This is a genomic window from Segatella copri (assembly GCF_009494395.1).
Lineage (GTDB): Bacteria > Bacteroidota > Bacteroidia > Bacteroidales > Bacteroidaceae > Prevotella.
Window position 1 is genome coordinate 32,932 of record NZ_VZCB01000011.1, and the last position, 18,312, is coordinate 51,243.

Here is an 18,312-nt window from a genome sequence, read left to right on the forward strand (position 1 = left end):
ATACTGATAAAAAAGCTCGGACGCAATTTGCATCCGAGCTTTTTTCATTTATCTTCTTTTTATCTCGTCAACGAGAACTTGATGCTCAAGCCGAAGTCCTGAGTGGTCGTCGGATAGCTACTGCTGGACAACAGAGGAGTATTGGTCTGACGGTCGTAATAGAAACTCATGGTAAGGAGTTTGCTGAACGTATAATCGGCAGAGAAGCTCAACTTCAAGGCATTATTGCCACTGCTGGCACTACTTGTCATGGAGGCAATATCACGAACAATGGCAGCCTGCTTGCGGAAACTGAAGTCAAGACGAAGGTTGAGATCGTGATTGGCTCCACGCATCTGCTGACTGTTAGCAGTTGCATTTCTGTTGTCCTTTCTGTTGCCAGCCCCCATCTTGGCTTTCAGTTTGCGAGCACCACCCTCAAACAAACTGAAGTTGTTGATGCGATAACCCATACCGATTACCCAGTCTTTACTGAGTGCCTCATTGAGCTGCACACTCGTCATACTGAGATTCAGCACACGCGTCTGGCGATACTCACCCTTGAGGGTCATGTTGTTATTGAATGTAACGTCCATACCTATCAATGGAGAGAAAGCCTCATTGATGCTCACCTGCGAAATGTTAAACATACTGCTAGGCGAAGGATTCCCCGTAGAAGCATCATTGATGAAGCCCAGACCGTTCATATATTCCTGATAGGTACTGTAACTGTTATAACTGCCTACTGCAAAGATGCTCTTATAAGAATGGTTGATGTTAACACTCTTGAAGTGATCACGGAACCAAGGCAACTTACCCAAACCGCTATAACGAACCGTCCAGTTAGGCAACAGTCTGCTCAAAGCCGGGAACAGCGAGAGAGAATTGCCACCCATCGAAGTATAAGCATTGAGGAAAGCCGGAATCATCACATCACCACTATACTGATTAACAGGAGTACGGGATGCATCAAACTTACCTCCACCCAATGCAGAACCCGCCGGATAAACAGTTCCTGCATATTGAGTTTCTACCCTATCACGATAACCCGCCAGGGAATTGACAAACTTCTCGAAAGTCTTGCTTCGATAACCGCTATTGGCATCACCCATTCCCTCAAAGGCTGTACTCAGCGAGATGGTACTCATCTGGAAAGAACCACTCTGAGTAGTAGGAGTTCCCTCATACATATACTGAATACTCTTCTGGGTAGTCTGGGTGCGGACAGCAGAAAGATCTATCTTCAGGTCCTTCACCGGCTCCAGCGTCATACGCAGCTGCAAGTTGTCCGTCTTACTCGTAGTGGCAGGCGTTGCAACAGAGTCATTGCGGAGCAGCCAGTCATTCTCCCTAGCCTTACCGATATAGTCATCATCCACCAGACCAAAGGCAAAATCGAGACCAGGCGCCATAGAACCCACCTTTTTCTGTCCGAAGGCATCACCAATACTTGGGGTGAAACCAGGCAGCGTGAGCTGATAGCTGCTGCGATAATTGAAGCTGACATTACGGACCATCATTGCCAACCGAGCCACCGTCTGCCAGGTCTTATACCAACTCTTTTCTTCCAGCGGTTCCTTAGCCAGTACCGAGATCTTGATTTTCTGGGCACTATCCACCTTGGAGATGAGTTTAATCTGATTATTGTCCACCTTTTTATATTTAATAGGGAACAACTTTCCATCAGCAGTCTTGGCAGACACGATAAGACGCTTGCTGTTCTTGCCATGACGGATACAGAGAGTCGTATCAGGCAAGAGCGTGATTTCCTTCTCGAATGCCTTCCTGTTCTTAGGCAATGCCTTCTTAGGATCGGCAGCCAGCTCCTTGGCATCTTTCTTTTTCTTCTCCTTCTCCTGCTTCTTGCGCTCATACTGGCTTCTGGACATCGTGCGATTGAACTTTTCATTTACCTTCTTGAGGAAAGGCACATGATTGTAGAGCTTGACCAGATTGAACGAACCATTGAGGGTCAACTCGCGATGCGTATTAATGGTATTGCCATAGGAGTTGCCATTCTCATCTTCCATACCCCGCTCCCAAGAATAGTTGGAACTATAAGAAGCATCGGTGTTCACCCAGTCGAAAACAGGCAACAGGTTGAGCGGCACCTTATAGGAAGCCGTAAAACTCTGACTATAATCGAGCGGTGTACCCCAGGTTCTGACACTATTGAGCACGGCACTTCTATATACAGAATCCTTCCAGGCATGATACTGATCAGCATAAAGATCCGTATTCACATCAGGATATGGCACATCTACCTGTGCATGGGTTGCACTCTGGAAGTTCATGTGAAGATTCTTGGTCAAGTCCCAACGCAGAGCAAATTCACGGTTCCAAAGGAACTGATCGCTGAAAGTGATAGGCAACTGCGACTTGGTAAGACTTTCCATATCACGCTCCTGCAATTCATAGGTTTCATGTGTCATCTCGGTATTGAAAGCGAGATTTTGCGGCAACCAGTTCAGTCCGAAACGCTTCAGAATGTCGAGCCACTTGCTCTTGTTCTTGATTTTCTTGAAAGGTTCCCAGGACTTATATACCGGAGTCCATGAATAATCCAATGCACCCCGCCAGTTGTCTCTCTGCTCACGAACCGTAGTTTCACCGGTAGTATGCTGATGGGCATGACTATAGGTAAAGGAGAAGTTGGCTGGGTCGTAAGGCATCGGATGGCGCTTGGTGGCAATCCCCACACGGGCATTGGATACCGAGAAGTTGGTTTGCGTAACCTTGGTCACGGCAATATTCTCGATAGAATCGCGCTCCGCCTTCGAGCCTGCAGCATCGAGAGCATCCTTCAGTTCCATATCCGTATCCATCGGATTATACTTTGGCGAAGTCTTCTCCTTGGTGACACTATAATATAAAGGTATGCTCACCTTCGCCTTGTCCGGGAAGAACTTACCCATTTCCAACGAGGTGGTCACACTATAGGTGCCATAGTTGTCGGTACTGCGGCTAGCCACGCCGTCTTCCAGACCTCCAAATCCTTCGCTGACATATCTTCCTGTAGCATTGACACTACCGAAATCAGACAGCTGCACATTGAGATTGGCATTAGCAGCCCATCCACCCTTGTTGTTATGTTCCTTCAGGCGGAGTTCATTTACCCAAACTTCACCACTCTTGACATCTCCCGAATTATTGCGCACACCAATCATCATGGTCTTCACCTCGCCAAGGCTAGGATTACCCACAATGGTCAACTTATTGTTAGGGTGCTCGCTATCGTATGCCGAGTAAGGTGCCATATAAGATGCCATGCCTTGAGCCTTAGCCTTATTACGCTCCTTCTTGAGATTGGTAAAGATGCTGAGAGCCACATCCAGCATATTCTCCTCAGGCCAAACCAACCTGCGGTCGGCAGGCACATTACGGTTGTAATTGCTGCGTGGAGCCGTGAGGGTGAGCGGAATCTCATATTCATAATAGTTATTCTTATAGTCACTACCCAGACGGATGAAGACAGCCAGCTCCCTATCCTTCAGATTTGTGGTATTCTGCTCCAAGGCATTGGCATGGGTAAACATCTGGATACGCTTATACTGACGGAGGTCGAGAGTCGTATTCTTGTATACCGCCTTGGCTTCCCCACTGGTCAGATTCTTGACAACAAGACTCAAAGCCTGCTCGTTGGATTCTACCAGCTGTGGCTGACTAGGATCCTGCTCACGACTGATGCCTGGAGGCAAGACGTAATTGACCGGAGTCTTCTCGGCATTTTCCTCAAGATTCACGGCACTAGCCTCCAAGGTTCCACCTGATGCAGCACTCAACTGCTGATCATAAGTACGCCATTCACCACGTACCAGGTCGAGCGTTCCAAAGCGCAGAACGATAGGCTTCTTGAAACCCGTAAGGAACATACGCATGAAACGGATGCTGGAGAAATCATTGATATTACCTTGTCGGCTCTCGAATTCATCTACAGGAATACGGAACTGATACCAGGTAACAGACGACTTGGTATTGTCTCGCCATGTCTGTGAATATTCTCGCTTATCCACAATATGGTTGGTACCCACAACCAAATCTTCCGGACGGATACTTACCCTATACTGGAAGTACTTCTCATATTCATTCAGCGTATAATCCTGATTGATATCTTCCACATCAGGGGTAGACTTATAAGATGTATCATAACTCTCAGAACGGCTATCGCTATCAGGCGAGTTGCCCTGAGGGTTGTTGATATACTTATAACGCTGCAAGATAGGAGCACGCATCTGATCCCAGTCACTGCCACGGAAATAGTGATAGTTATCACGTGCAGGGTCGGCAAAGATGCTGTCGAATACTGCCTGGTTCACCTTTCCCTGAATCTGGTCTAGATAAGCACTCTTATAGAATTCCTGTTCCTCGGCATCAGTCAGACCGTTGAAACCAACATCCTGCAAGGCACGGCTGCCACTGGTTGTTGCAAAAGCATAAGTTACCGTACTCTGAGTAGGAATCTTACCCCACTGAGTATAAGTAAAGCTCTTGCTGCCATCAACAGGCATACCGCTCTCATAGAACTTCTTACCATCCCGCAAGATATCTTCGCTAACCTCGCCCAGATTGATATAGAAATCTCCTCCATATTCATTAGCATCCGGCTGTTCACGGGTATAGAGGAACGGATCAAGCAACCAGAACTCGATATATTCAATGTTTGCCTGCTCGAAATCATTGGTATCGAGCTTACGCATCATACCTCCCCAGTTGAGCTGTGGATTCTTCAATGTACCATCTGCCTGCAGGTCTTCCACATTAAAGTTATAAGGACCCGGCTCTGACGGATAGTAAGCCAGGTTGAGCACACTCAGGGTATTGGTAGCACCCTGATAACTGTTCTGCTGGCGCAATGGGAACAGCTCCTTCACGTATACTTCGCGAACATAGTGATTACTGAGCTGCTTGAGGTCGCTCTTGATATGTCCAGGCGTCAAGGAACTGCCTCGACGGGTAAAGAGAGGGTCGATGCAATACCAAGCCAGACGGGAACGGTGGAAACCGCTCGTCAGTCCGGTCTTATCATTATAATCTTCCTTGAAATTGAGCGATGGCACGCTGGAGATAAACCAGGAAGTAGGCGTCATCACATCAATGCCATTCTTGGTATTTTCGAAGTCATCAATATAGGAAGCATTGTCCTGCGTACCACCAGCCTCTCCAGCCAACAACTGGGCAAACTCACTGGTAAAGGATATTTGCGATGGTTGGGTAAGATGCAGGAAAGGAATCTTGTCAAGTACATTGGTAAGCCACTGACTCTCCTTCTTCCAATTGAGATTAACACCCCAGAGAGTATTCTTCAATGGTTCAGAGCCCATCGAGACCTTCGTAGTAAGAGCCTGTTCGGAAAGATGCTGCAAGGTACCACTCATCTGGAAGTTCTTGGAGAAATCATACTCCCAGTTCACACCAAACATGGTCTTGCGAGTCTGACCATAATCCGTATTACTTTCCAGGGAAACATTGACCGAAGTACCCGCATCGATGATGCTCTGGTTGAGGATGGTAACCTCACCCGCATTGTAATCTACCGAATAGTCTGTACCCTCTGTCAGGGTAACACCACCAGCAGTTACAACGACCGAACCTTGTGGCACGTTATAGGCATCCAGGGAAATGACATTAGCTGATGAACCTTTGAACTGGCCCACCATCTGATACTTATTCTTTTCTGCAATCTGCCTGGCTACGGTCTTGGTACTGTCATACAGTTCGGTAAAGGCATATTTCTCAGCCGCATCCGCAGCCACTCCGTTCTTGACCAGATAATCACGCATATAACAGCCGAAAGGTTCTACTTTCGGAATAAACACGCGACCATTAGAAACGGTATAGCCTTCTACATAGTCGTAGTATCCATTGCTATGCGCCTTGTTGTTGTTATCAAGTCGGTCAGCCCCAAGCACACGAATGATTGGCGTATTCTTTACTCTCTGTTCAGGAATATAAGAGAGATAAACACCCGTAGTATCGCTCTGATATTTTACGTCAAGACGGAATTTCTCCTTTTCTATATTAGAGGCGAGATAATACACGTTCTTCATCATCAGGTCCCAGTTGCCCTGCTGAGGGTTACAACTGGTATTCTTGAGCGCCTTGACAAAAAGAGCCTGCTTGGTATCAGTAATATCAGAAGCAAACTCACCCACCTGATAAGTTACACCACCCGATGTATATTCATAGGCCACAGCCAATACCTGATCGGTCTGAATACCCGTCTTCAAAGAAACATAACCCAAGGCAGTATTGACGGAATACTCAGAAGAGCTCAAAAGACGGGCACTCTCCAGTTTCTCAAAGTCTGCACCACCTACCAGACCAGCCCCCTCCAGAGTAGCAGCAGCCTGGTCGATATCCCGGGCAGCCACATACTGGGTAGTCATTGCCTGATACTCGGTATTGGCACGGTTGGAAGGCACCAGTCCGGTTGCCGTCCACATCGGATTACTGATTTTAGAAGCTTCGCCAAGATCGGTCAGTGCCACGATATTTCGGGTATTGGCAGTAGTTCCCGACTTATTGGTTACCCAAATTTCCACACGGTTAATCGTAATGCCGGTAACGAGATTAGGCAACTTCTGCATCCATTCGTCATAATGATTCCTGAAATATCGGGAAAGGAAGAAGTGACGATTCTCCTCATAATCGGCAACATTGATTTCAAATGGAGTCAACTGTACGCCGCCCCTGCTGGAAACACTCTTGGATGCACTCTTCTTCTGCGAAGCCACCATCTGCAATTTCAACTTTCCAAACTGCATATCGGTTCTGACACCGAAAAGGCTGCTGGCTCCCTTGATAAGCGAAGAATTGCTGGGGAAAGACACATTTCCAGCCTCCACAAGCTTGATAATCTCGTCTTCCTTACCATCATACTTCAGTTTCATGTTCTGGGCATCATAATCCAGCGTGGCATCCGTGTTATAATTCAGGTTCATATTCACCTTATCACCCACCTTACCATTCACGTTAAGATTAATCTTCTCATCGAAGTTCATCATCGTGGTTTTCCGGTTGCGGATAGGCAAAGATGGATTATCGATGCTCTTCTTGTTCATACCCAGTTTCAACTCGGCAGAACCCTGTGTCCTGACACGGATACCGCCAGGACCGAATATTTTCTCAGCTGGTCCCAGGTCGAAATGCATATCAGAGAAGTCGAACTTCTCCTTACCCTTCGCCTGATAAATCTCATCGTTCTTCTTACGGAAGAAAGCGCTTCTCTCATTCATCTCAGTCCAGGAGTTATACTCTTCGGGAGTAAGCATGATAGGGGCCGAGAGCCAGGTATTGCCCATACGATTGCCGATAACGAAACGGTTGAGCGTATCGTTATAGACCACATCATATTTCATGTTGTCCGGGCGCTGCAAGTCAAGCGGACTCTGATAGAGGTCGCTGAGTGAATAAGGCTGGGTAAGCTGAATCTTCCAGCGGGTATTCAGCAAAGAATCAGGAATGGTATCTTCCTCCACCTTGAAGGGTTGGGCAGAAACAGAAATTTTGCTGCTCTTTCCTTTATCCTGTGCCCCATTCTTTGCTTGCTTATCCAGCTGTTTCTGCTGGGTATTAACCGGATTCTGAGTTCTTTTACGGGTACGGTTATCCTGCAAATAAGGCATGACGAGAGCATAGCTGAAGGTAGAAACCATCAGCCAGAACAGCAACAAATATATTTTTCCCTGCCTCATTTACAGATGCTAAATTCTTTTTCCTGACATTTAATTTTCTCTCTTACCGCAACTACTTGATTTGCTTCAGAGCCAACTTCACAACCTGCTCAACCGGCAAATCTGGCTGAGCCTTCAAGATGTCGACAACCACCTTGGCAGAAGGAGCCGGAGAGAAACCAAGCATGGTAAGGGCACTCACCGCCTCATCCTTCACATCGTTGTTCACCATCACCACATTGCCACCATTAGCAGGAAGTTCATCTGCGATACCAAGACTCACGATCTTATCTCTTAAATCCAGAATGATACGCTGGGCTGTCTTGAGTCCGATACCTTTTACTCCCTTCAACATCTTGTCATTGCCCGATGAAATCACGTTGCACAGTTCACTTGGCGACAAGGATGAAAGGATCATCCTCGCCGTATTTCCACCCACACCCGATACGGTGATGAGCAGACGGTAGAGTTCACGTTCCTGCTTGGTAGCAAAACCGAAAAGGGTGAAAGAATCGTCTCTTCCACCAGCCACCAGCACCTCGTGAACATAGAGTTTCACTTCCTGCTTGCCCTGGATGGCGGTATAAGTATTAAGCGAGATATTGAGTCCATATCCTACTCCTGCTGTTTCTACTACAGCCATCGCTGGAGTCAGCTCGGTCAAATCGCCATGAATATATTCTATCATATCTAATTATCTCCACATTAATTATAATAATATATATTTAAACGGCAAAATGCTCCATATATTGTATCAAGCGAAAGCCAAAGCTAAGATTCACATAAAATCACGAAACTGAAAGGAATCCATTCAAGAAGTCTTACAAATCCCCCTTTATTCTACCTAAAAATCATGATTTTATAACCTTTTGCAACTTTTATGAGTTAAAAATCTATTAAAACGTCACGTATTTCAAGAAAAAGCTATACTTTTGCAACCGGAAATAGATATCATGCGGAAATTTATCCGCAAAAACTACCCCTTAAGATAGTTGGAAGATAAGACAATAACTATCATAAGATAGAGTTTAATATATAAAAAGGTAGATTTTTAAACAGAAACAACAATAAAATAAAAGAAATAACAGATGAAAAAGTTTAGAGCAGCCGTAGTAGGTTACGGCAACATCGGTAAGTTTACAGTAGAGGCTCTCGAAGCAGCTCCTGATTTTGAGATTGCAGGTATCGTTCGTCGCCAGGGTGCTAAGGACAAACCAGCTGAGTTGGCTAACTATGAGGTAGTAGATGACATCACCAAGTTGAAGGATGTAGATGTTGCTATCCTCGCAACTCCTACCCGCTCTTGCCCTGAGTATGCTGAGAAGATCGTTGCACTCGGCATCAACACCGTAGATAGCTTCGATATCCACACCAGCATCCTCGACTACCGCACCAAGCAGATGGAGAACTGCAAGAAGGCTGGCAAGGTAAGCGTTATCTCTGCCGGCTGGGACCCAGGTTCAGACTCTATCGTACGTGTATTGATGGAAAGTCTGGCTCCAAAGGGATTGACCTATACCAACTTCGGTCCTGGTATGAGCATGGGACACTCAGTTTGCGTTCGTAGCAAGAAGGGTGTCAAGGAAGCGCTTTCTGTAACCATCCCATTGGGTGAGGGTATCCACCGCCGTATGGTATATGTAGAACTTGAGGAAGGCGCCAAGCTTGAGGATGTGACTGCAGAGATCAAGGCTGACCCATACTTCGCTCACGATGAGACTCACGTATTCGCCGTAGCATCAGTAGATGATGTAAAGGATATGGGTCACGGTGTGAACCTCGTTCGCAAAGGTGTATCTGGCAAGACTCAGAACCAGCGCTTCGAGTTCAACATGAGCATCAACAACCCTGCCCTCACCGCTCAGGTCTTGGTTAACGTGGCTCGCGCTTCATTCCGTCTCCAGCCAGGTTGCTACACCATGCCAGAGATTCCTGTCATCGACATGCTCCCAGGCACTCGTGAGGAAGTTGTTGCAACACTCGTGTAAAGACATTGAACTTTGAGCTTGGAACATTGAACTTTATGATTAGTTTTACTGGTTCAAGTTCAAAGCTCAAAGCCAAAAGTTCAAAGTTCAAAGCTCAAAGCTCAAAGTATAAAGGCTCGCAAGAAATAAAAACTTCTTGCGAGCCTTTTTTAGTATCTTATGTCTTGAGCTCAAGACATAAGCTTGAATACGTTTTCACGCTTTACTTAACGTCAGTTGCACCCTGACCAGCAACCAATGGCCAACCTGGGTTCTGGTAAACAACAGATGTAGTAAGATCGGTCTGATCACCCTCAGCTGTCTGACGGAACACGCTCTGTGCGATAGGAGACAGATAGTGAGCAGGAGTAAAGTGATAACCATCAAATACCTGGTTGTTAATCTTGGAAATCTGGTATGGACGGATATAGTCGCCACTAATGGTCTTATCACTCATATTACCCTTACCACCTTCAACATCAACCTTAGCGAGGTTAGTTGTGCCATCGAGCCATGTACCCTCGTAAACAGTACCCCAGTACTTCATACCTTCAATCTGGTAACCGTTTACCTGATCGCAAGCACGCCAACGGATTAAGTCCTCCCAACGGGAAGCCTCACCGATGAACTCATCACGACGCTCACGACGGATGTTGTAAGTAGTAGCATCAACCAACTGACCATGAGAGTAAGCACCGAAGTCCCACTTAGCCTCCTCCTGCATGTTGGTAGCTGCGATAGTCTTGTTGTAATCAGGATCTACCTTGGCACGGATGCGGAGAGCACGCCAGTACTTATCAGCTGTAGCGTCGATAGTATTGTTCTTCAACCAGGAAGCCTCCATGTAGTTGAGGAGAGCCTCTGTGCCACGGAATACGATGCTACCACTCTCGCCGTAGTCGTGATTGAGTCCCTGCTGGGAATCATAGTTTTTACCCTTCTTTACTGCGAAACCTGTCACCATACGAGTCTCGTTGTTGCCCTTTACTGTCCATGAGAGGTCGGTTGGAACAGCACCCTCACTGGTATAGTTCTCGATAGATCCATCCATCTTGGTGAAGAGCTGGATGCGAGAATCGCGATTCTGCAAGGTAGCCTTCACACCCTGGTTTTCCCAAGTTGGGTCGTAGCCTGAGCCGGCAGCGTAGATAGGCAAACCATTGCGCATGAGGAATGAGTTGACGAGACCACGTGTCCAACCAGTACCGCCGCCATTGCGCTGCAACTGCATCTGCACGTTGTGGGTAACGTTAGCCTTTGCCTTATCAAAAGCACGGTACATCAACACCTCGCTATAGCCGCTCATATCCTTGTCACAGAACATGGTGTAGTAAGGATTGAGACTTGCCAAGCTAGCATTCTGTCCCTCTGGAGCATCCGTATTCTCTACAAGGTTGCCAACGAGCTTATCACCCAATTCCTTAGAAGACTTCATAGACTCATCGAGGAAGTGATTGATGGAAGAATCGATGTCAAATCCCTGGATATCCTCAGCCTTGCCTGGCCAACCTGGACCACCTGGCACAAACGCAGTACCCTTGTGATACTTCTCCCATGTAGCCTCGAAGAGGGCTGCACGTGAACGGAGCAGGAGGGCTGCATCGCGAGAGATGCGGTTCTTGCCACCAGGAGCTGATTCCTGCAGAAGACCGAGTGCCTTGTCAAGGTCGTCGAGAATCTGCTGAGCTACCTTATAACGTGGCTGGCGCTTGGAAGACGCAACGAGAGTTTCCTTGTCATCAGGAAGCGCATTGAGCACGATAGGGAAATCACCCAAAGACTGCAACTTGTCCAAATAAAGGTAAGCACGGAGGAAGTATGCCTCACCAATGTAGTGGCGTACCTGAGCCTCAGCACCACTAATCTGCTTAGCCTCGAACTTTGGCAATACCTGATCCAGGAAATAGTTCACCGAGCGGATATTACCGAAATCCCAAGCACCACCACTCTGACCTACTTTCCAGTTTCCAGGAACCCAACGGCTAGAATAACCGGTTCCCGCCTGGTTATCGGTATCGTTATCGTAAGCAAAGGTACTCATACCATATTTACCCGGTTCAATACTTGTCAATACACCATAGAGATTCACGGTGTAGGCAGCCAGGTCGTCTGCGCTAGTGAAATAAGACGCAGGTGTCACGTTGCTTTCAGGCTCCTTGTCAAGATAGTCATCGCAACTTGTCAGACCGAGCGTCGCGCCCAATAAGAGCATTGAAATATATTTAATTTTCATAAATTGTTTCCTTTCTATAATCTAAATGATAAGTTAGAATGTTACACTAAGACCGAATGAGTAGGTTCTAGACAATGGATATGCCTTACCAATCTCATGGCCATAACCTGCTCCAATCAGCTCTGGATCACCAGCCTCTGTGAAGTTAGTGATGGTGAAGAGGTTCTCTCCAGATACGAAGAAGCGAAGATTCTCAATATAAGCCTTGCTTGTGATAGTCTTTGGCAAGGTATAACCGATGGTGAGGTTCTTCAAACGGCCATAAGCAGCATTCTGCAAATAGCGGGTCTGAGTCTGGATGTTGCGGCCACCACCCCAATCTGCACGTGGGTAGTATGCTCCCTTGTTATCCTCACGCCAGTAGTCCTCGTGGAACTTGAAACCAGTAGCCTGCCACTTACCCTGACCGATAGCGCCCCAGAATACGGCACCACCTGCTGCGTAGTCACGCTTGAGGGTTCCCTGGAAGAACACCTTGATATCAAAGCCCTTCCAAGCTGCATCGAGGTTCAAACCGAAGTTATAGCGAGGAGTAGAGTTACCGATGATGCGGCGGTCGCCAGATTTGTCGGCTGTACCCTCACCACCATTGATCTTGCCGTCGCCATCGAGGTCTTTATACATGATGTCACCAGCAGTCCAGCCACTTCCGAGTGCGCTCTGGTCAACCTTTGCGAGGTGCTTGTCCATCTCATCCTGGCTCTGTGCGATACCGATTGTGGTATAACCCCAGATGTCTCCGAGCTTAGCACCAGCATAGTATGAACCGAGCTTCTTAGATGGGTTAGGATACTTATCGATGACCACCTGGTTATCACTCAATACGAGAGATGCACCATAGCTTACCTCACCGATTACGTCACGCCAGCCAATCTGGAGATCCCAACCCTTAGATGTCATATCAAGGTTGTTCACCTTTGGAGGATTGGCACCGAGGATAACTGGCAACTCAGGAGCAGGACCTACCATGTCGAATGTCTTGCGCTGATAGTAGCCGAACGATCCTGTCAAGCGGTTATTGAAAGCACCCCAGTCGAGACCGATTTCCCATGTACGGCTCTTCTCCCATGTAAGAGTAGAAGAGACGAGATCTGGCTGTTTAGCGATATTTGGCTTAGCGCCATTAATCAACCAGTTGCCACCCTGAGAAGAGAAGCCGATGGTTGGATAGAAAGGATACCAGTTATCAGTATTCTGGTTACCCAACTGACCCCAAGAAGCTCGGAGCTTCAATGTGTTTACGTAATCAGTCAATGGCTCCCAGAACTTCTCACGGGCAATGTTCCAACCTGCAGAGAATGATGGGAAGAAGTTCCAGCGGTTCTCGCGGAGGAAACGTGAAGATCCATCATAACGGAGGTTAGCCTCGAAGAGGTAACGGCCTGCATAGTCGTAGTTGATACGACCGAAGAAACCGGCTGTAGTCCATGAGTTATATGCACCACCTACACTTGGCTTGGTGGTTGTTGTATCAAGAGTAGGAAGACCAGACATGATACCGTTCTGCTGTGCCTTCATATTGCGCTGGCGGAACCACTCACTCTGGAAACCACCCATTACCTTCATATTATGCTCGCCAAATGAATGGCTGTACTCAGCAAAGAGGTTAGGGTTGAAATAGTTTGACTTGAATGAATACTCATACACGCTTGATGTTGCGTTGATATCTACATAAGGATTGTTGTCGCAGTCGTAGGCGTATACGGTCTGCCAGTCACGGTGGTTGAACTGTGTAACAATACGGTAGTTCAGCTCAGCATTCAGAGTCAGTCCCTTTACAGGAGTTGCAACAAAAGAAAGCTGCTGTGCGAGACGGTCTGCCTGATTCTTGGCACGGCCACCATTCTGAAGACGTCCAATATAAGACTCTGGCAACCAGTTGCCATTAGGATCGGTAGTTGGCAGAATAGGCCAGTAACGGCACATATTGTGGAAGAACACATCTGTACCATTGATCAAATCACCAGGAGAATCGAAGTCCTGACGTGAGAAACGGGTATTGTAGGTCATACGCAACCAGTTGGTTATCTGTGCGTTGATTTTACCGGTCATGGTATAGCGCTGCATGCTATCATCACCATGACGGAGAAGACCACCACGGTTGAGATAGTTACCAGAAACATAGTACTGCAAACGGTCATCACCACCATTGATACTCAAGGTATGCTCCTGAGAGAAGCTGGTACCAAACTGCTCCTTGAGCCAGTCGGTATTACCAAGAGGCAAGAGTGGCGTATTGTCCCAAACCTCCCAACGGTTGTTGCTGTTCTTGAACATCTTCTGCATGGTAGGATCGCTCTGAGCCTTCTTGATCTGCTCGAGTTTCTCATCTGTAAACCAGACACCTGCACCGCTACCAACAGATGCATCGTTCATGTACTTAGCCCATGTGTAAGAGTCCATCATCTCCGGCATGTTGAGTGGAGAATCAAAACGGAAAGAGTTGTTGTAGTTAATAGAAGTCTTACCCTTCTTACCACTCTTGGTAGTAATAAGGATTACACCACCGGCAGCACGTGAACCGTAGATTGAAGAAGCAGAAGCATCCTTCAATACAGAAATGTTCTCGATGTCCTGTGGGTTGAGTGCGTTCATATCGCCCTCCATGCCGTCGATGAGCACGAGTGGAGATACAGAAGAACCGGCACCGATAGTACCTGTACCACGGATGTTAAAAGACTTGGTTGAATTAAGAGTACCACCGCTCTCTGGTGTAGAGAAGTTCATACCGGCTACTGCACCCTGAAGAGCATCAACAACAGAGTTGACTGGGCGAGCACCGAGAGTCTTGGAATCAACGGTAGAAACGGCACCAGTGAGGTTTACCTTCTTCTGAGTACCGAAACCGACAACAACGACCTCATTCAGAGTCTTGCTGTCTTCCTTCATGGTCAAATTGATTTCACCACCCTTCCATACCATCTCCACTGGCTCGAAGCCAATGTAACTGATACAGATAGTTGCGCCACGATTAACATCAGAAAGAGCAAACTTACCATCGAAATCGGTGATGGTTCCACCTTGCTTTCCCTTAACTGTGACTGTAGCACCAATTACTGGCTCCCCTGTAGGGTCAATAATGGTACCAGTGCATTGTCCGTCTTTGGACTGATTAGTTTCCTGGATACGAGTTCCCCCATAAGCCTGGGCTGGAGCCATTCCAAGAGCCATAATCATAGTACTTACTGTGAATAGTTGTCTTATCATAAGATAGAGTTTTAAAATTTGTTATTTGGTTTCTTATTTATTACGTTATATTTTTATATTTCAGTTAGCTGATGCAAAGATACGTTATTTTTTAATACGGTTAAGATTTTAAGGCAATAAATGTCAGTTTTTTAAATCTTTTTAAGTAAAATAGCCAAAAAAACAATCAAAAAAGGCTCGCAAGAGGTGTTTCTTGCGAGCCTTTTGATAAAGAATGTAAAAAAGACACTCTTCGTTATTTATGTGTCATGATATCAAGCACCATATCGTCGGTTGCTCTCATCGCATCGGCACCGATACTTGTAAGATTGTGAATACATTTATCCACATCATCATCTACGATGCCCTCTGCCGATGTCACGCATTTGCCTTCCATCGAAAGAAGAGCGGAAAGCAGGGCGGTACTGACACCCGAAGAAATCTTCAAGGCACAGCTAGGTTTGGCACCATCGCAGATCATACCTGTAAGGTTTGCCACCATATTCTTGACAGAATTGCAGATACGGGTATAATCACCACCCATCAGATAGGTGATACCACAACTGCTGCCCGTACTGGCTACCACGCAACCACATAGAGCTGAGAGTTTTCCCAAGCTCTGCTTGATATAGATAGCCGTCAAGTGACTGAGCATCAAGGCACGGATCATTTCTTCCTCAGTATTCTCATTCTCCAGAGCATATACCACTACAGGGTTGGTAGCACAGATTCCCTGATTGCCGCTACCGCTATTACTCATCACCGGAATCATGGCTCCACCCATTCGGGCATCGCAAGCTGAAGCGGTACGGGAGATGATGTGAGAGAATATGTTATTACCGAAGATGCCATGACTCAAAGGACGATCCATTGTCTTACCGAGACAATGTCCATAATTACCCTTGATACTCAATTCGGCAGCCTTCATATTATATTCCTTGGTCTTGAGGATGAAAGAGATTTCATCAAGCGGAGCTGTTGTTGCAAACTCGTAAACCATAGGAAAATTGAGTTGGATGTCATCATCAGCCTCATCACCGGCAGCACCACCACGCTTATCGAATACCACCTCGCCATTGCGCTCAGCATAAACAAAGTTGGTATGCGAACCGGAAATGATAGCTGTAGCCTGAGCATCACCGGCATAGCAGCTCACCTCTATATATAGTTTATCTACATCGCCCTGCTTCAACTTGATGTTGATTTCAGCATTCTTGATATACTGCTTGCCTTGCTCCAGACTGTCAGGAGTCAAGTCTTTGAGAACTTCAAGTTCATACTCCGGCTTTCCGATAAGGGCACCGAGTGATACGGCAATAGGCAAGCCAATCATACCGGTACCGGGAATACCCACACCCATCGCATTCTTGAGCATGTTTGGACTCAAGAGTACTTCGATGCGATCAGGGCGTTTGCCCAGAGTAGTAGCAGCCTTAGCTGTACAGAGTGCCACAGCCATCGGTTCGGTACATCCGATGGCAGGCACAACTTCCTTGTTGACGAGCGCGATGATGCGCTCACGCTTATTTTTCTCTAACATAATATAAATAGGTATTAGTCTTCCAACTGGAACAAAGGATCGTCTGGAGTCAACATGGTTGGCTTCTGGTCGAATTCCTTCAGAAGCTGCTCAGAGGCATACTTCTTGTTTACTACCAGGCGGAACATGTACTCGTTGAACCAATCGTTGGTCATGATGAAGCAACCACCAAAACCATTGTCAGCCCCCCAGCTGTTCTCTACCTTCCACTTCACAGGCTTACCTGCTGCATCCAAATCAACGGCAGTCAAAGTCATGGCATGAGTAGAACCGCTATCGAAAGTAGCGATGCGGTCAGCCTTGTTCATTGGGAATGTAGTATTGAAGAGGCTGCCATAGTCGAAGTTGTCGAGAGCCAGATAGCCACGCTTTCTGTCGAGCTGCTTGCCCACATCATAGCTTGAATACATCTTATGACCATCCTTCAAGGAAGCGATAGCGAGCTGGGCTATCTCCTCCATAGGCAGGTTCAGGTACTTCCAGTTATGACCATCGTAGGTATGACGGTCGTATTCTACCTCGTATGTCTTGTGATAAGGACGGCGTGGGTCGTTCATCACCATGATGAAGGTGCCGTTGAGATCCTTACCAACCGTCTCCTCATAGAAACTCTTAGGAGTATACTTCTTAGCCTCACCAATCTGCTTGCCATCCTTATCACGGAAAGCATAAGTGAATTCCTTTACAGGCTCGCCCAAAGTAAGGCTGAGCATGCGATAAACCTGAGCCAGCATTTCGGTCTTACGAGCCTGAATAGCAGCAGTTTTCTTTCCCTGAGCTACCATCTTGCGGAGTTCCAGACCATACTCACGGAGCTTGCTGCTGATAAGGCGGCTCATCTTGGAAGTATTGTTGCTGGAGAAAGTCTCAGGCTGAGCACTCATAGGCACGAGACCATATTTGCTAGCCAGGTCGGCAACGCCACAGAAAGTACCACCGTCGTTGAGAGGGTTCTTGAAGAAGAACTGCACCTGAGGATCCTCGATGCTCTTCTTACCGAGGTCGATGACACCCTGAAGCATGAGGTTAGCCTTCTCCAACTGGTCGTAGAAGAAGAGATAATCCTGAGAATACTCCACCACTCTACCCTGCTTGTCGTTGACAGCAAAGTTGGAACGGAGCACATTGAAGCCGCTAAACATCCAGCAACGACCCGAACTCTTCTGATTATGAATGCTCTGAGAAGGAGTCTCGATGCTGAAATGGGTATCAACAGGAGCCTCATTGGCATGATTTTTTACCAGATCATCAATATTGTTGTTAGCAACAGCATTAAAGAGAGCCTTGTGTGCAGCACATGCATGGTTTTTCTCCATCTGCTGAAGAGCAGACTGGCTGATGCCGCCACCCTTGGTCTGCGCCATCATAGACATGGAAGCCATCAGCATGGCTCCAATCAGTAATACGTTTTTTCTCATAATCTTCTATATTTATTTATTTCTTTGTGCAAAAATAACACTATTTTGCGTACTTTCCAAACTTTTATGCTGAAAAATGCGAAGACGCTTACGAATGAAAGCCATTTTCTAAAAAAACAAGTTAAATTTTTCTTAATTAACAAGGAGTTCTGCAAATACATTACGGTTTTTTATTATATTTGCAAGCGAAATACTAAGTCAAATTTACGATAGTATCGTATTGGCTACACATTGTATAACAACAAACAACAAACCTATGATTGGTAAAGTAAAAAACCGATGCTTGTTTTTGTTGGCATGGCTTGCAAGATGACAA

7 protein-coding genes are annotated in these 18,312 nt (G+C 46.6%); 1 reads left to right on the forward strand and 6 read right to left on the reverse strand.

Annotation, left to right across the window (positions count from 1 at the left end; all coding sequences use genetic code 11):
• Nucleotides 1-59 precede the first annotated feature (59 nt).
• Both sprA and ruvA read right to left on the reverse strand, forming a co-directional pair.
• Nucleotides 60-7,673, reverse strand: a complete 7,614-nt coding sequence (sprA, locus tag F7D73_RS01085) for a cell surface protein SprA (RefSeq protein WP_153121899.1) — start codon at nt 7,671-7,673, stop codon at nt 60-62.
• A 52-nt stretch (nt 7,674-7,725) separates the two neighbouring features.
• Nucleotides 7,726-8,340 carry a Holliday junction branch migration protein RuvA gene (ruvA, locus tag F7D73_RS01090; protein ID WP_153121900.1) on the reverse strand — a complete coding sequence of 205 codons (615 nt, stop codon included), beginning with the start codon at nt 8,338-8,340 and terminating at the stop codon, nt 7,726-7,728.
• A gap of 400 nt (nt 8,341-8,740) precedes the next feature.
• Here ruvA and F7D73_RS01095 point away from each other — a divergent pair, with 400 nt between their 5' ends.
• Entirely contained in the window at nt 8,741-9,640 is a 900-nt protein-coding gene (locus F7D73_RS01095) for a diaminopimelate dehydrogenase (protein ID WP_089543756.1), read from the forward strand.
• 202 nt (nt 9,641-9,842) lie between these two features.
• Here F7D73_RS01095 and F7D73_RS01100 read toward each other — a convergent pair whose 3' ends face one another.
• The 4 genes from F7D73_RS01100 to F7D73_RS01115 all read right to left on the reverse strand — a co-directional run bounded on the left by F7D73_RS01100 (nt 9,843) and on the right by F7D73_RS01115 (nt 17,996).
• The gene (locus tag F7D73_RS01100) at nt 9,843-11,852 is read right to left on the reverse strand and encodes a RagB/SusD family nutrient uptake outer membrane protein (RefSeq protein WP_153121901.1); all 2,010 of its coding nucleotides are present in this window, start codon (nt 11,850-11,852) and stop codon (nt 9,843-9,845) included.
• Nucleotides 11,853-11,885: 33 nt separating this feature from the next.
• Nucleotides 11,886-15,059 (reverse strand): SusC/RagA family TonB-linked outer membrane protein, encoded by a 3,174-nt coding sequence (locus tag F7D73_RS01105; protein WP_153121902.1) that lies wholly within the window; start codon nt 15,057-15,059, stop codon nt 11,886-11,888.
• Between the two features lie 235 nt (nt 15,060-15,294).
• A complete protein-coding gene (locus F7D73_RS01110; protein ID WP_153121903.1) occupies nt 15,295-16,578 on the reverse strand; it encodes an L-cysteine desulfidase family protein in 1,284 nt (427 codons plus the stop codon).
• 14 nt (nt 16,579-16,592) lie between these two features.
• Nucleotides 16,593-17,996 (reverse strand): aminopeptidase C, encoded by a 1,404-nt coding sequence (locus F7D73_RS01115; protein WP_153121904.1) that lies wholly within the window; start codon nt 17,994-17,996, stop codon nt 16,593-16,595.
• Between the last annotated feature and the right edge of the window lie 316 nt (nt 17,997-18,312).

Bases quoted from the DNA above. Each gene is read 5' to 3' on its own strand.
- F7D73_RS01115 (WP_153121904.1), bottom strand. From the start codon at position 17,996: ATGAGAAAAAACGTATTACTGATTGGAGCCATGCTGATGGCTTCCATG.
- F7D73_RS01095 (WP_089543756.1), top strand. From the start codon at position 8,741: ATGAAAAAGTTTAGAGCAGCCGTAGTAGGTTACGGCAACATCGGTAAG.
- F7D73_RS01100 (WP_153121901.1), bottom strand. From the start codon at position 11,852: ATGAAAATTAAATATATTTCAATGCTCTTATTGGGCGCGACGCTCGGT.
- F7D73_RS01110 (WP_153121903.1), bottom strand. From the start codon at position 16,578: ATGTTAGAGAAAAATAAGCGTGAGCGCATCATCGCGCTCGTCAACAAG.
- F7D73_RS01105 (WP_153121902.1), bottom strand. From the start codon at position 15,059: ATGATAAGACAACTATTCACAGTAAGTACTATGATTATGGCTCTTGGA.
- sprA (WP_153121899.1), bottom strand. From the start codon at position 7,673: ATGAGGCAGGGAAAAATATATTTGTTGCTGTTCTGGCTGATGGTTTCT.
- ruvA (WP_153121900.1), bottom strand. From the start codon at position 8,340: ATGATAGAATATATTCATGGCGATTTGACCGAGCTGACTCCAGCGATG.